This window comes from Roseivirga pacifica (assembly GCF_900111145.1).
Taxonomy (GTDB): Bacteria; Bacteroidota; Bacteroidia; order Cytophagales; family Cyclobacteriaceae; genus Roseivirga; species Roseivirga pacifica.
In genome coordinates, this window is record NZ_FOIR01000001.1 from 1,447,097 (window position 1) to 1,462,673 (window position 15,577).

General features: G+C 38.0%; 16 protein-coding genes. 14 read left to right on the forward strand and 2 right to left on the reverse strand.

Annotation, left to right across the window (positions count from 1 at the left end):
* Window positions 1–91: 91 nt before the first annotated feature.
* The 3 genes from BMW98_RS06405 to hemA are packed head-to-tail and all read left to right on the forward strand — an operon-like array spanning window position 92 to window position 2,891.
* Window positions 92–526, forward strand: coding sequence for a hypothetical protein (locus tag BMW98_RS06405; protein ID WP_139177434.1), 435 nt, complete (start codon window positions 92–94; stop codon window positions 524–526).
* A 22-nt stretch (window positions 527–548) separates the two neighbouring features.
* Window positions 549–1,577, forward strand: a complete 1,029-nt coding sequence (locus tag BMW98_RS06410) for a globin family protein (protein WP_245733498.1) — start codon at window positions 549–551, stop codon at window positions 1,575–1,577.
* A gap of 57 nt (window positions 1,578–1,634) precedes the next feature.
* Window positions 1,635–2,891: a glutamyl-tRNA reductase gene (gene hemA, locus BMW98_RS06415; protein WP_090257684.1), complete on the forward strand. Its 1,257-nt coding sequence runs from the start codon at window positions 1,635–1,637 to the stop codon at window positions 2,889–2,891.
* A 1-nt stretch (window position 2,892) separates the two neighbouring features.
* Here the strand turns inward: hemA and ruvB are convergent, their stop codons facing one another.
* Entirely contained in the window at window positions 2,893–3,921 is a 1,029-nt protein-coding gene (gene ruvB, locus BMW98_RS06420) for a Holliday junction branch migration DNA helicase RuvB (RefSeq protein ID WP_090257685.1), read from the reverse strand.
* A 101-nt stretch (window positions 3,922–4,022) separates the two neighbouring features.
* On the opposite strand from ruvB, the gene BMW98_RS06425 reads away from it, so the two are divergent.
* From BMW98_RS06425 to BMW98_RS06470, 11 genes are all read left to right on the forward strand, one after another.
* Window positions 4,023–5,048, forward strand: a complete 1,026-nt coding sequence (locus BMW98_RS06425; RefSeq protein ID WP_090257686.1) for an FAD:protein FMN transferase — start codon at window positions 4,023–4,025, stop codon at window positions 5,046–5,048.
* A 71-nt stretch (window positions 5,049–5,119) separates the two neighbouring features.
* Window positions 5,120–5,869, forward strand: a complete 750-nt coding sequence (locus tag BMW98_RS06430; protein ID WP_090257687.1) for a ZIP family metal transporter — start codon at window positions 5,120–5,122, stop codon at window positions 5,867–5,869.
* 41 nt (window positions 5,870–5,910) lie between these two features.
* On the forward strand, window positions 5,911–7,737 hold the full coding sequence (locus BMW98_RS06435; RefSeq protein WP_090257688.1) for a carbamoyltransferase family protein: 1,827 nt from the start codon (window positions 5,911–5,913) through the stop codon (window positions 7,735–7,737).
* Between the two features lie 31 nt (window positions 7,738–7,768).
* Window positions 7,769–7,861, forward strand: coding sequence for a DUF5989 family protein (locus BMW98_RS20595; RefSeq protein ID WP_245733529.1), 93 nt, complete (start codon window positions 7,769–7,771; stop codon window positions 7,859–7,861).
* 1 nt (window position 7,862) lies between these two features.
* Window positions 7,863–8,243, forward strand: a complete 381-nt coding sequence (locus BMW98_RS06440; RefSeq protein WP_090257689.1) for a hypothetical protein — start codon at window positions 7,863–7,865, stop codon at window positions 8,241–8,243.
* Between the two features lie 52 nt (window positions 8,244–8,295).
* On the forward strand, window positions 8,296–9,258 hold the full coding sequence (locus tag BMW98_RS06445) for a hypothetical protein (protein WP_139177436.1): 963 nt from the start codon (window positions 8,296–8,298) through the stop codon (window positions 9,256–9,258).
* Window positions 9,239–10,222 carry a polysaccharide deacetylase family protein gene (locus BMW98_RS06450; protein WP_090257691.1) on the forward strand — a complete coding sequence of 328 codons (984 nt, stop codon included), beginning with the start codon at window positions 9,239–9,241 and terminating at the stop codon, window positions 10,220–10,222. Before BMW98_RS06445 ends, BMW98_RS06450 begins: the two co-directional genes overlap by 20 nt.
* An 85-nt stretch (window positions 10,223–10,307) precedes the next feature.
* Complete coding sequence (locus BMW98_RS06455) at window positions 10,308–11,231, forward strand: GNAT family N-acetyltransferase (protein ID WP_090257692.1); 924 nt, start codon at window positions 10,308–10,310, stop codon at window positions 11,229–11,231.
* Between the two features lie 42 nt (window positions 11,232–11,273).
* A complete protein-coding gene (locus tag BMW98_RS06460; RefSeq protein WP_090257693.1) occupies window positions 11,274–12,392 on the forward strand; it encodes an SGNH/GDSL hydrolase family protein in 1,119 nt (372 codons plus the stop codon).
* 107 nt (window positions 12,393–12,499) lie between these two features.
* Complete coding sequence (locus tag BMW98_RS06465; protein WP_090257694.1) at window positions 12,500–14,131, forward strand: glycosyltransferase family 39 protein; 1,632 nt, start codon at window positions 12,500–12,502, stop codon at window positions 14,129–14,131.
* Window positions 14,124–14,981 (forward strand): 2OG-Fe(II) oxygenase, encoded by an 858-nt coding sequence (locus tag BMW98_RS06470; protein WP_090257695.1) that lies wholly within the window; start codon window positions 14,124–14,126, stop codon window positions 14,979–14,981. Before BMW98_RS06465 ends, BMW98_RS06470 begins: the two co-directional genes overlap by 8 nt.
* Here the strand turns inward: BMW98_RS06470 and BMW98_RS06475 are convergent.
* Entirely contained in the window at window positions 14,952–15,554 is a 603-nt protein-coding gene (locus BMW98_RS06475) for a class I SAM-dependent methyltransferase (RefSeq protein ID WP_139177438.1), read from the reverse strand. The two genes, BMW98_RS06470 and BMW98_RS06475, sit on opposite strands and share 30 nt — an antisense overlap.
* Between the last annotated feature and the right edge of the window lie 23 nt (window positions 15,555–15,577).

Genomic DNA, 15,577 nt, shown 5'->3' on the forward strand with positions numbered 1-15,577 from the left:
GTAATCATTCCAAATAGATCTTCTTTCTACTTCCTCTAAATCTACTTGATACATGGCCTTCGTAGGTCTAGCAAAACCTATTAAGCTCTGTATGAAAAAGAAAAAGATTATTAAAGTTACGATGTACAGCCTAGGAGCCCTCTTGGCGCTGTTTATCGTTTTGGTTGTTCACATAATTGCAGTAACAAAGCCTTCTGATAATACCCATGTTAACTGGCAGTTGAGCCGAATTGATTTTGAGCAGTCATTGTCTGACACAGAATCAAAAGAAGTTTTAAAGGCTATTAAAAGTATAGATGGAATCAAAAACACTTATGTGAATAGTTCGCAAGGTACTTTGGTGTATAGTTATCAGGCAGGGAGTATGTCGAATGCTGATGTATATGATCAGTTCACTAAGTTAGTTGCTATTCCTGCTAAACCGTACGTGGCACCTTCCATTGATGAAGCCAGTGGCTGTCCCGTGTTGGACGAGTCTTCACTCACTTATCGCTTCACAACTTTTGTCCATAACACTTTCAAATAATTAAATCTAAAAATCTATACCCATGAAAAAGAACATGAAAATATTACCCGTGATCTTCTTGATGAGTGCCTTGACTTTTGGCTGCTCTGATGATGATCCAGAAACGCCACCGGTTGTTGATAACAGCCTTTACGGACAATTAGGAGGAACTACCTTAGTAGACGACCCTAACAGCCCGGGAACGAACATTGAACAAGGTAGGCTTAACTTGAGAGCTGTAGTCGATTCTACAATTTTTGTAATTGCTGCCGACCAAAGGTTGTCTCCATATTTTGAGGTGTTACTCTCTGAAGTTGGAAGCGGAAATACCTCTGGTTTTGCTGCTTTGAGTGCTACGCTAACGGACTTTTTTGCTGAGGCTACAGGCTCGGAAAACTTTTCATATTCAGGTTTGAACATGGAGGACGCCCATGACCCTGAGGTGAATAGTAGAATGGCATTTGCGGCTGACGATGCAGCGATGGATGCTTTTATAGAAGATGTGGTGGCAGGTGCTGCTCAAAATGGAGTTACTGACCCTAATCTTATTACTCCAATTGGTGATTTGTTAGAATCGTTAAGAGACCCTATTGTGCAAAGAACTGAAACGCTTTACAACCGATTAGGGGGAACCAATATGGTGGATGACCCGAATTCGGATGAAATGATCGAACAGGGAAGGTTGACCTTCCGTGCGGTTGTGGATTCAACAATTTTTGTAATTGCAGGTGACGAAAGGTTACAGCCATATTTCGAGGTTTTACTTAGCGAAGTAGGTAGTAACGATCTTTCGGGTTTTGCAGCATTGAGTGCCAGCTTAACAGACTTTTTTAGTGTAGCTGCAGGCGCTACTACTCAAAACTATAGTGGATTGAACATGGTAGATGCACACGACCCTGAAGTAAATGGCAGAATGGCCCTTGCAGCAGATGATGCAGCAATGGATGCGTTTATTGAAGATGCCGTGCAAGGCTTAGCGCAAAATGGCGTGACAGTAGAAAATAATGGGCCGCTGGTTCGAGAGATTGGCGCATTGATCAATTCTTTAAGAGGAGCTGTAGTACAGCGCTAACATTAAATAATTAGGTGTCGGTATTTCTTGCCGGCACCTTTAATTCACAACCCAAACATGAAAAACTTCCACTGCCTAAGTATTTCGCACTTCCATGCTTCATTTGAAGAAAGAAGTCTGATATCCATTCAAGAGCACGAGATCAATGAATTCTTGCTACAAGCAAAGGCATTGGTTGGACTTGAGGAGCTACTTGTTGCTTCTACATGCAACCGTATGGAACTGTACTTTTCAACGAGCAAATTAACTGATGTTGAAAAGATAAAGCAGGTGCTGGGGAGTTTCAAAGGTGTTTCGAGCCAGCAGTTTGGTGGTTTATTTAAGCACTATCAAGGGGCTGATGCAGTTCAACACTTGTTTTCTGTTTCGCTCGGTTTAGCATCGAGGGTGCTTGGCGATGCGCAAATTATAAATCAGATCAAGCGTTCGTATAAAATCAGCCATGAGCTAGAGCTGGCGGGGCCTTTTCTTCATCGTTTAATGCACACCATCTTTTATGCGAATAAACGCGCAGTGCAAGAAACACCTATTAGAGATGGACAAGCTTCTTTGGCTTCGGCCGCAACTGCTATTGCGAATAAATTTTCGGAAAATTTTACCACTGCTAGGCTATTAGTAGTTGGCTTGGGTGAAATTGGCAGAGATGTAATTAAGAATTTGGCTGATGCTAATATGGACATCACCATAATGAATAGAACCAAAACGAAAGCTATGGAGGCTGCAAGTCAGTTTGGTTTTAGAGTGGCCGATATTGCCGATTTAGAAAATGAAATTAACGAGGCGGATATTGTTATCAGTGCAGTTGGTGCACCATCGCCAATTATAAAGGCTAATATGTTAAAAGGCACACCGTACCAAAAGCTGTTTATAGACCTAAGTGTGCCGGGAAGTATTGAAAAGGAAGTTCAGCAAAAGCCATGTACGGAAGTTTACAATGTGGATCAACTGGCCAATCAACTTGATGATACCTTGCAAAAAAGAGAAAGCGCTATACCGCTTGTGAAAGCCATAATTAGCGAATCTATTGAAGAGTTTTCAAACTGGTCTGTCGCCCAAACTTACACTAACTCGCTTTCTCATTTTAAAGAAAAGCTCAATGAGATCAGACAAAGAGAGTTGAAGCGAATAGGTAAACATATGAATGCTACAGAGATTGAGCATTTCAATTCCTTAACAGATGGAATGATCAATCAAATTGTTAAGCTACCGGCTCTTCAATTAAGGTCTGCTTGCGAAAGAGGCAATGCCGAAAATCTTTCGGGGGTTTTGAAAGAGTTGTTCGATCTAGAAAACCAACCTCAAACAGCCGAATAGCCTACCCAAACAAGGTTCCGGTTTGCCCTGGTTTCTTAAGCTTTAAATGGTCATAGGCCAAATGTGTGGCTTCTCTGCCTCGGGCGGTTCGTTTCAAAAACCCTTCTTGTATTAGAAATGGCTCGTAAACCTCTTCAATTGTTTCGGCTTCTTCGCCCACAGCGGTAGCAATGGTCGATATACCCACTGGGCCACCTTTGAACTTTTCTATAATCGTCAGCAGAATACGATTGTCCATATCGTCTAGCCCATGTGTATCTACATCCAGTGCATCTAACGCCATTTCGCTAATCGCTTTGGTAATGGTGCCAGTGCCTTTTACCTGTGCAAAATCACGTGTTCTGCGCAGTAAATTGTTGGCAATACGTGGGGTTCCGCGGCTTCTGCGGGCTATTTCGTAAGCAGCTTCATCGTCTATTGGCGTATTCAGAATGTCTGAAGAACGCTGAACAATGCGTGTCAATAGTTTCGAGTCGTAATATTCCAGCCGGGCATTGATGCCAAAGCGTGCGCGTAGGGGAGAAGTTAGCAATCCTGAACGTGTGGTAGCCCCAACCAATGTAAAAGGGTTCAGACCAATTTGTACTGTTCTGGCATTCGGCCCCGAATCGAGCATAATGTCGATCTTGTAATCTTCCATAGCCGAATACAAGTACTCCTCAACTATCGGGTTTAGGCGATGAATTTCATCAATAAAAAGTACATCGCCTTCCTCTAAGTTGGTAAGTAAGCCAGCTAAATCACTGGGTTTATCGAGTACCGGGCCAGAGGTAATCTTAATATCAGACTCTAGCTCGTTGGCAATAATGTGCGATAGGGTTGTTTTTCCAAGCCCTGGAGGGCCATGCAATAGTACGTGGTCCAGCGGTTCCTCCCGCTTTTTGGCTGCCTGTACAAATATCTTAATGTTGGCTACTACTTTATCTTGGCCAGAAAAGTCTTCGAAAGAGAGTGGTCTTAATGCCTTTTCAATGTCTCGCTCGCTTGAGTTCAATTCCTCTCCACTGGCATCTAAATAATCCTCTCTCATCAATTCTGTTTTTTACAAGATAAAACATTCAACTGCTTCTTCTCCACTTTCTTTCTGGCTAAGCTTGGGGCTTCGGTTATCTTTGCACCAAATTTAATGGAATGGACAAGAATAAGAAGTCGAGGATTTATCTAATTGTCTTAATGATCGCAATTTTTGCGGTTTACACTTACCGCCAAAACCTGCCTCGACAGGTGCATGTAACTGGTACTACCATGGGCACTATTGCTTACAATGTGAAATACATTGATAAACAGGAACGCCAGTTTAAACCGCAAATTGACTCGTTGCTTAAAGACTTTAACCAGTCGCTTTCTACCTACATTCCCAATTCTGATGTTTCTGTTTTCAATAAAACAGGAAAAGTAACCTTCAACTTTCCTTATTTCTACGATGTGTTAGAGGCAAGCAAGGTGATTTACGAGAGTACTCAAGGCGCATTCGACCCAACCGTTGGGCCGCTTATTGACGCTTGGGGCTTTGGTGAGGGCGAAATGATTGGGCCGGATTCAACTCAGGTAGATTCCCTGCTTCAATATGTTGGGTTCGATAAAATTGATTTCACCAATACTAAGGCAGAAACCACTATACCGAGTATGAAGTTAAGCTTTTCGGCCATAGCTAAAGGGCAAGCCATTGATGTGGTGGCAGACTGGCTGGCCGAACAGGATATAGCAAACTATATGGTTGAAATTGGTGGAGAGGTACGTGCTAAAGGCGAAAATCTTGAAGGAGAAACTTGGACTATAGGTATTGAGCAGCCAAATGAACAGCGAATTGGTGGGTTATTCGATGCCATTCAACTGCAAGACCAAGGAATGGCCACCTCTGGCAACTACAGAAATTTTAGAATAGTAAACGGTAAGAAGGTCGCACACACCATCGACCCGGTTACGGGGTACCCTAAAATGCAAACCTTGCTTAGCGCTACTATTTTGGCTCCAAACTGTATGTTGGCGGATGGTTATGCTACGGCCTGCATGGTGATGGGGCTAGAGGGAAGCAAAAACCTTGTAGAGACGCACCCTGAATTGGAGGGCTATTTTATTTATGCTGATGAAAATGGTGAGATGGTTACCTATATTTCTACTGGCTTAAAAGGTAAAACTTTAAAAGACGCGAAGTAGCGGGAACCTTTTACGTAGTTTTATCATTTTCTTTCCGATATTTGCAATCCTGTTGCAGAAACAGAAACTGAATGCTGATAAACGCTCTTATACTTTTTCTTAGTGTTGCTATTCCAGGCCTGCTACTTTCTGGCAAATGGAAGTTTAGTGAAACCAGAATTAAATACTTTTTAATTTTTGCTGGTGCTTACCTGTTCAGCATGACGGTAATTCACCTTATTCCCGACTTGTTTATGACGGATGAAGATCCGTTTATGTTGGGGCTATGGATTTTGGTAGGTTTCTTTCTTCAGAAAGTTCTAGAGAATTATTCCGTAGGAGTTGAGCATGGCCATTCGCATCCAAACCAACCTGGGCTTTCGGTCACTTATCTGATTTTGGCCTTGAGTGTCCACTCGTTTTTGGAAGGGAGCATAATGTCAGACACTATTCATGTGCATCATATGCCAGAGGCTGCCTACGAACATGGTAGTTCGCCAAAAATACTGTTGGGAATTGTTATGCATAAAATTCCTGCTGCATTTGCCTTAATGGCACTTTTGGTAGCTCAAGTTAAGTCGAAGGTTAAAGCCAGCATTTTACTCCTGGTTTTTGCTTTAGCTTCTCCTTTAGGATTAATTTCTACGGAATATTTAAGTCATCAGGAGATATTTTCTGAAAAGCAAATGATTATTTTCTTTGCTATAGTGGCTGGTGGCTTCCTACAGATTTCAACTACTATTTTTATTGAGTCTGACCCTCATCACAAATTGAATTGGAAACGCTTCGGGGTATCGCTAATAGGTGCCGGTGTGGCTGTTTTGGCGCAGGTGGTTATTTAGAATTCTCATCATTCTTTGTAGTTTTCATATTTTTGTCACCAATGAAATATCAATTAGGGATAAGTGCGTTTTATCATGATTCTGCCGCGTGTTTACTCAGAGACGGTGAGATAATTGCTGCCGCTCAAGAGGAAAGGTTTACAAGAAAGAAGCATGACGCTTCTTTTCCGGCATTTTCTATTAAATATTGTCTGGATAGTGCATTTGTGGACTTAGCAGAGGTGGACGAGGTTGTTTTTTATGATAAACCGTTTCTTAAGTTTGAACGAATATTAGAGACTTTTTATTCTATCGCTCCCAAAGGTCTTCATGCATTTGTTAAACACATTCCAGAATGGATTAAGGAGAAGCTTTTTTTTAAGAAGCTTCTGAAGGATAATTTAACAAAGCTAGATAGAGGAGGGATTCAACATTTAGAAATCAGTTTTTCTGAGCATCATTTATCACATGCTGCTTGGGCATATTTCACATCTCCGTTTGACAAAAGTGCAGTTCTAACAATTGACGGGGTTGGAGAATGGGTGACGACCTCCATTTTCATAGGAGAGGCAAACAGACTGAAAGTAGTTAAAGAGCAGCACTTCCCTCATTCTTTGGGCCTTTTATACTCATCATTCACACAGTTTTTAGGCTTCAAAGTTAACGATGGTGAATATAAAATGATGGGTTTAGCTCCTTATGGAGATATGAATAGTGAGAACTACATCAGGTTTAGAAAACTAATTAAGCAAGAGTTAGTACAGATATTCGATGATGGCTCCATAAAACTTCGTCTTGGATACTTTAAGTTTTTGGAAGGTAGAAGAATGATTCTAACAAAAAAATGGGAGGAATTATTCGGTTTAAAGTCGCGACCTGCTGACTCCAAACTCCTGCAAGTACATTGTGATTTTGCACTTGCCGCGCAATCTGTAACTGAGGAAATTGTTTTAAAACTGGCTAGAGAGGTAAAAAGACTGACCGGATGTGATAATCTTTGTCTTTCTGGAGGGGTAGCTTATAACTGTGTGTCTAATGGTAAACTAGTAGAAGAGAATCTTTTTAGCCAAATTTTTATCCCTCCTGCTGTAGGGGACTCTGGTGGGGCAGCAGGTGCTGCACTTGCTGCATTTTATTTGTCATCTTCAGAAGGGAGAGTCAAAAAATTATTTGAAAAGAATCGAATTTCCTTCTTAGGGCCTAGTTATTCAAACTCTTTTATAGAAAGCTACTTGAAATCCGAGAGTGTAATTTATAAAAAGTATGACAATCATGGTGAGCTCTGCAATAAGGTTGCCGAACTGCTTGAAGGAGGTGCCGTAATAGGTTGGATGCAGGGAGGTATGGAGTTTGGAGCAAGGGCTTTAGGTGCGAGAAGTATAATTGCTAGCCCGAAAGTAGAAAATATTCAAAGTATTGTTAATCAGAAAATTAAATTTCGTGAGTCATTTAGGCCTTTTGCGCCAGTACTGCTTGAAGAGGATTTAGGGAAATATTTTGAACTATCTGTACCATCTCCATACATGGCACTAGTTTCCAAGATCAAGAATGAGTTTAGAAAAGGCTTGCCTGGCGATTTTATGAGTAGACCCATTTTTGAAAAGAGTAATTTTGAAAAGAGTTCTTTCCCAGGGATAACACATGTAGATTTTTCGTCACGAATACAGACGGTTGATGAGGAGACTAACCCTAATTTTTTCAACCTGTTAAAAGCCTTTAAAGAACGCACAGGTAGTTCTATGCTTATCAATACGAGTTTTAATATTAAAGATGAGCCTATCGTGTGTACTCCTATTGACGCTTTTGGTTGTTTTGTGAAAACAGGTATGGATTATTTAGTTTTAAATAACTTTCTTGTGAAAAAAGAACATGTTAAAGGATCTCACTAGATTTTTACTTCAGAGGAAGAAGTATTGGCTAATGCCAATAATTATTGTTCTCCTATTACTTGGCTTCCTGATTGTTTTTGGAGGAGGTTCAGCTTTGTCTCCATTTGTCTACTCATTATTTTAATATGAAGCGACCTGAATATGAACAACCCGCTGACCGTGTCGTTTTAGGTTTAATTTCTGGTATACTGGTAATATATATTGTGATTAGTTGGCAAACTTTTCATAGTAACCATATTTTATTATTGGCATCAGGATTAATAGGTCTTGTTAGCTCCCTTTATCCTAAGGGGGGCAAAATCATTGCTGATATATGGATGTGGTTAGGGCATATATTAGGTAAAGTTGTGGGAAGTATTTTGCTTTCTTTGGTTTATATCATGATTCTAACTCCTTTAGCTCAGCTTAGGATGGTTTTAAAACGAAAGAATCTTGAAAACCAATCATCTAACTGGCTGAATAGGGAGTATGATTTCGAAAAAAAGGATTTTAAAGACCTTTGGTAGGTGTTACCGATGCTTTAAGAAAATTCTTATATCAGGGCTGATAATCTTGGTTGTGAGCCTGGCTTTATTGGAGCTTTCTTTTAGAGGTTATGTTATTAATTTTTATGGCTATGTGTTTGAAGGGCTGAATCCATCTGTTGCTTCAAATGAAAGTAAAGAAACACTGATGCTAATTGGTGATTCATTTACGGCTTACCCTCTAGGCTATCCTGCAGTACTGAGGGATTCTCTTCCAGAATATTATCATCAGAATATAAGCGTTCCTGGAACGTCTATCAGAGAACAGTTTCTTTTTGGAAGAAATCATATCAAACAGTCAAACCCCAAGGTAATCGTATATCAATTCTACGTAGGAAATGATTTATTTGGATGGGATCATACTTTAAATTGGCAAGAGGTTTCATTTGCAAGAAATACTTTTTGGTGGAGTTCTGAGAGGATTTGGGTTCTAAGTTTTTTGAATTTCAGGTTAATTTCCTTGGTGCCTATGCCTACTACCAAAATATTAGAAGAATATAAGAACGCAAACAGCTTTCCTTTTTCGCCAGACCTTTACTCTTATAGAGATAAGCTTTACTTTGTAGCTGATTCATTTTTAGTAGAAAATTCCATATCCCTTAAAAACGGGAGAGAGGAAGACTTTCTGGAATATGCCTCAAGGTTAAAACACTTGTTAAGTTATGCTTCAGAAGAAACGGATATTTACATCTTGATTATTCCCCACAGAAGTCAAGTGAGTAAGGTTAACTTAGACCGTATGAAATCAATTGGTGCGTCTTTTTCAGAAGAATATTTGAGTTCCGATGACTATCCATTAAAGGAAGAATTTGAGTCCTATTTCTCCGGAGATAACCGAATTCAAATTTTGGACCCTCTGCCGTACTTGAAGAAAGCTGAAGAAGCTGGAGTTGAGACGTATTATAACAATGACAGCCACCTAAACCAACAAGGACAGTATATTCTAGGCCAATTCATTTTAACGCAGATAAAGGAAAGTGGAGTCAACATTAGGTAAAGTATTTAGGCGAACAAAATGGCTATGGAGAGACCTTTACTTTAGTTCGAAGTCATCAGAATATTGGAGACATCAAAAAGGCGGTGCAATTCTTATTTATCATGGTGTTGATCACATCGGTAGTCTTGCTCATAATACCAGGTTCATTGGTATGAAGGACTTAAATAAACAATTGGCTTTCTTCAAAAAGCATTGGCAAATTGTTTCTCTAAAAGATTACTTAACTAACAATTATAGAAATGATCGGTTTACAATAGCTATAACATTTGATGATGGGTATCTCAATAATTTAGAATTGGCACTGCCTATTCTTGAAAGTTATGAGATTCCAGCAAGTTTTTTTGTCACCTCTATTCAGTCAGAGGGGTATGACATATTATGGTCAGACCATCTTGACTTAGGGTTTCAATTTTCACCAGAGCAACTAGAAATTGACGGAAGAGTATTTCAAAAGGGAAAAAGGGAGTTTTTTGAAGTAGATACCAACGTGAGTTTAAAAAATGTATGTCGATCAGAAAACTTTGAATTTAAGCAAAAGATGATGGCGGCAATATCAAATCTCTTCAGGCAGAACCCTAAGTACGACATGTATTGGAACCTGATGAATGATACTGACTTAAAGAGACTTGCCGCCTCTCCGCTGGTCACCATTGGCTCTCATGGTAATTTTCATAATAACTACGGTGAAATTAACGAGTCGGAGGTTCTTTCAGATTTAAAAAAATCTAAACATTATTTAGAAGGGATAATTGACAAAAAAATCGAGATGCTTGCCTATCCAGATGGCTCTTATAATAGAAATGTGATTGATGTAGCAGAAAAAATGGGATACCAATTTCAACTAGCTGTGGATTATCTCCATAGAAATGATATAAATGATCAGAGGATTTTTAATAGATTCGGCTTAAATCCTTTTATCAAGTTAGGACATCAGGCAGAGTCTATTATTAGAGGGAAATATTAAACGTTTTCTGCCTTTGCAGATTTGATTTGTCAGGTAGCTGTTTATGGATCAAAAACTATGTAATTATTTTATTACCAACATTTGAATGTCATACACGTATCAAAGACTTTCAGAAGATAACTTAGCAGACTTTCATTCTCTTTACAATGAAGTTTTCAAGAAGAAGGCGACATTACAGTACCTACAAAAAAAATATAATACTGAATACACCGGGCTAAAGTATGTTGGTTATTTAGCTTACGATGAAGAAACCCCCATAGCATTTTACGGTGGACTACCACAGCTTTTCAGTATCAATGGAAGGGTTATTAAAGCCGTCCATGCTTGTGACTCGATTACTTTACCTCGTTACCATAGAAAAGGATTACACACAAACTTGGCTCTTCGTTCTTACGAGTTAATGAAAAAGAGTGATGTGAGATTTGTGTATGCGATGCATAGCTATAATACTTTGAGAGCCACAAAAAAATTAGGATGGAAACTAGGGGAAAGCATGGTACGGTATCATTATAAAGTTTCGACCCTCCCTGTAAGTAGGGTTATTTACCATATCAAAAAGTTAAACAGGTACTACTTGTCTCTAATCAGCCGACAGCTAAAAAAATATAAAAGATTGGATGAAATGAAAAATCCTTTAATCAATGAAGGATTTCTCGCTCAACATTACAGCAAGGATTACTTTGAGTATAAGAACTTCTCCTTTAATGAGCTAGTGGAAATTGATGGAGTCGAATTATGGTTAAAATTTAGAAGTAAAATTCATATTGGAGCCTTTCAGTCCGATTCGGTCGACAGTTTAAAGAAGGCTCTTTCTGAATTATCCTCTTTGGCCAAGAGAGTGGGGATTCAAGAAATACAGTTTCATGTTTCTAAAAACTCAATTCAGGACAAACAATTAGGCCAAATCTTTGAGGCAAATGAATCATGGTCGTTAGGTTTTTTAGACTTTGATCAAACTATTGACTATCAAAAGCTCAAGTTAAACTATGGAGACCATGATACCTTTTAAAGTTTCGCGTCAAGTTGTTTCTCTAAACTGTTAACCCCTATTATGCTAAAGAGAATTTTATTTTCAGGTGTCATTTTACTTATTCTTTTATGTGTCCTTGAAGTAATACTGAGCTTTATCTATGACTACCCAGAAGGCTACTTTATCTACCCTCCAAATGGTGAGTTTGAGTTTAAAGTTAACCTTGATTATGTTCCAGGAATTTATGACAGTGTAGCATATGTGAAGCATAACTCCTTTGGGGCTAGGTCAGAAGAATTAACCAATTCATTTGACCATAAAATCTTAGCTATAGGAGGTAGCACTACTGCATGTTTTGCTCTAAATCAAGATAAAACATGGACATCCTTACTGAGTAAGAGTTTAGGGAATGATTATTGGGTAGGGAATTTTGGAAGGCTAGGAAATGATACAAATCACCACATACTGCAAGCTCAGGAATTATTGAAGTATCCAGAGTTAGCCAATGCAGAATATGTTATTTTTTTAGTTGGAGCTAATGATTTCGGACGCTTTTTAGCTAGCCCAGAAGACTATATTAATCCAAGCAAATATTCTACGATTCTTAGCAGCTTTGCAACCATACCAGACTCAGAACTACCCCTCATTAGAAGATTGACCTTATTCAAAATATTAAGACAGATTAAACAAAACCTACTTCAGTTGCGAGCCAATGTGGACTACGGAGATTCACAATACTTTGCTCAACAAATGCGCCAAAACGCACCAAAAATAGACACATTGCCAAAAATAGACACTGCCTTAAGGCACTATAGTGATAACCTAAAGAAGATTATTACTATAGTGAAGAGTCATAATATGACACCTGTTTTTGTGACGCAACCTTCAATGTGGAAACCAAATTTAGATGATAATCTTGAACGGCTATTATTAACTGGAGGAACAGCTACAATTGATGGTACAAACACCTTAAATTATTATTCTACAGAGGTATTATATAAGGGGATGAAACAGTTTAATAATACTTTACTTAAAATTTGCAATGAACAAAATGTCCCTAGTATAAACCTGGCTGATCAAATACCAAAATCTACAGAAGTATTTTATGATGACTGTCATTTTAATGAAAATGGAGCTCAACTCGTTGCGGATGTTCTTAGTCAGGTATTTAAGAGACAGATTCTTTCAAGTAATAACTGATTGGATGCATTTACAGCTATCTTTTTAAGTGCTTTTATTTCAACCTAAACAGTGGACTCAAAACAAAAGATTTTATCTTAGATAGTAGAAAATTCTAGTAATATATTTTGAATAAGTATCTCTTTATTAATGTCTTAGGATTTGTTAAGATTGAAAAGAACGTAGTTGTCTTGCTCATATTGTGGGTGTCTGCCATTTTGCTAGTCAATCCTTTGGGTGATTTTCCTTTGAATGACGACTGGGCTTATGGTAAAGTAGTAGAGCATTGGTTAAAGGACGGTAAATTCCAATTGATAAACTGGGGTGAAATGACTTTGTTTTCCCACGTGATTCATGGCTTAGTGATTACAAAAGTATTTGGGTTTTCATATACCACTCTTAGAATCTCAACACTCATAATTTCCTTTGTTGGTATTTTAGGAGTTTATCGCTTAGGTAATATTTGTGGGTTAAATAGTAGAGCCTCTTTTATATTGTCTTTTTTGGTTCTAGCTAACCCTATTTTTCTGAGTCTTTCGTTTTCATATATGACGGATGTTCCGTTTATGACCATTGTTGTTTGGAGTATATACTTTTTTATAAAATACAATAAGGAACGGGCTACTATAAGTCTGTTTTTAGCTATAGTCTTATGTATTTGGGCAATGCTGTCAAGACAGTTGGCTATCGTTATACCATTTTCTTGGTTCTTTGCTCAACTTTTTAGCCCTAAAGTGGATAGAGTATCGTTTATCAGAGCAATTGTTCCATTGGTAAGTGTTATTATAGCCTACCTCTCATTTCATTCTATTCTGGATGAACTAGGGCTATTGCCAAATACTTATGGTTCCAAGTTGGACTATTTAAAGGAATTGATTTTAAACCCAGATTTGAGGTTCCTTAGAAATACTGTAGGATATGTTTTACTATTTACCGCATATATAGGTCTGTTTCTAAGCCCTCTTTTGTTTTTTTTAAAAGGGAACTTCTTTAGTAGAAAAGATAGGCTATTCATTGTAGCTTATAGCTTAGCGATGACTTTATCTTTTGCATTAATGAATAAATTAATTCCTTCAATAGATAATGTTTTTATCGACTTTGGAGTGGGGCCAAATACCATGGAGGATTTTGCAGGCAATTTTAGAGACGCTCCTTATGGAGGAAAGGCGCCCGTTATTTTAAAGGCACTTCTTACTTTAGTAGGCTTTTTTTCAGGAGGAGTAATAATCATAGCCTTTAAAAATTGGTTAATTCAAGTGCATAAGGGGTTATTGTTTAATGAAGGTTTTATACTCATGATTATCGCTTGTTACATGGGGCCTTTCATGATAACAGGTTATTATGACAGGTATCTAATAATTGTCTTTCCTTTAATGGGTGTTTTTCTGTTCAATTCTCTAACTGTTCATAAAAGGAGAATGTATTTGGCCTCAATTACTCTAATTGGAACTTTTCTGTTTTTTTCAGTTGCAGCCACACATGATTACTTATCCTGGAACAGAAAGAGGTGGGAGGTTATTTACTTGGCTCTAGAAAATGAAATTCCAGCTATAAGCCTAGGTGCTGGTGTTGAATTTCAATGTTTGTATTTTTTTGACAATGATAACCCTCAATGGTATTTAAGGCCTGAGCCAGAGTATAAGATAACATTTAGGCCGCAAGAAAATCATACTATTTTAAACGAAGTCGAATATAGCAGATGGTTACCGGGCGAAAACTCAATTGTTCTAACAAAAAAATCAGGAAACCACAATGAGTAAAATTAAAGGAGAAGAAGTTGAGCAGTTAAGACTGAACTCGCTCCAAGCAAACCTTCCTATTGACCGAGATACATTTTCTTCCAATATTCCTTTTCCACATATATGTTTTGATAACTTTTTGGCTGAAGAAGTTGCAAGGAAAATTCATGATGAATTTCCGATTACAGGTGAGGGGCAATGGATTCAATACTTCCATTACAATGAGCGTAAATCTGGCCTCAATAACCAGAGCCTTCTACCAAAACCGGTTAAAAACCTGATTGATCAATTACATTCTTATGAGTTCTGTAGCTATTTATCCCAATTATCTGGAATTAAGAACCTTATACCTGATCATACTTTGGAAGGAGGAGGCTTGCACTCAAGTGAAAGAGGAGGGTACTTAAATATACACGCAGATTTTACTGTTCACCCCCATAACCCAACCTGGGAGAGACGGTTAAACTTACTCATTTACTTCAATCAAGACTGGAAAAAGGAATTTGGAGGTGACTTAGAATTCTGGTCTAATGACATGAAAAAATGCGTTAAACAAATAGAGCCTATCTTTAATAGATGTGCGATCTTTGCTACCAAGGCGGATTCATATCACGGGTTTCCAGAACCCCTAAAATGCCCTGAAGACGAAAGAAGATTATCCCTAGCGCTATATTATTATACCCAATCAGATCAAAAAGTTAAAATTAAACCTACTAATTATAAATCGAGACCGGAAGATGGTTTAAAATCCATTTTGATTTGGCTTGACAAAAAAGTAGTCTCAATTTACACGCTAGTAAAAAAGAGATTTGGTTTAAATGATGATATGGCAAGCTTATTTTTAGGGTTTTTTCGTAGGAAGAAAAGGTAAGTTGGCTCTCTCAATGAGTTGATATAGCCAAAATGCATATTTCTTTATTAATGAACTGATACCAAAGGTGAGTAAGGCCTTTTTAATTCGTTTGAGCTTTGCTTTTGGAGCATATAAAGCTATGATAGAGTACCTATTTGGAATAAATAATAACTGAGAGTCTAATTCCTGTTTCAGAGATATTGAAGTCCATTGTGATCTATGAGCTTCAAATTCATTGTTGTAGCCTGCACCTTGAGTTCCAATGTCTTTAGGGCTTGAAATGATTATATGCTCTGATTTCGTTTTGCATAAGGCCAATAGCCTTTTAGCATCTTCCATTTCAAAATGCTCCAATACATCAATTAAGAGTATAAGGTCATAGTTATCAATCTCAGGCAAAATATCTATTGCATTCCCAATAAAAATTTGGTCATAGATACTTCTATGATGCGGAAGTATGTAAGGTTCAAAAATCTCAATACCATCTATTGTTCTTGTCCATTTAGTATAATCATCCCCTTCACCCCATATTTCCAAATATTCCCTTAAAAGCATTCCGTACTTTCCAAACCCAATGCCAATTTCTAACACTCTTTTAGGTTTTAATAGAGTAA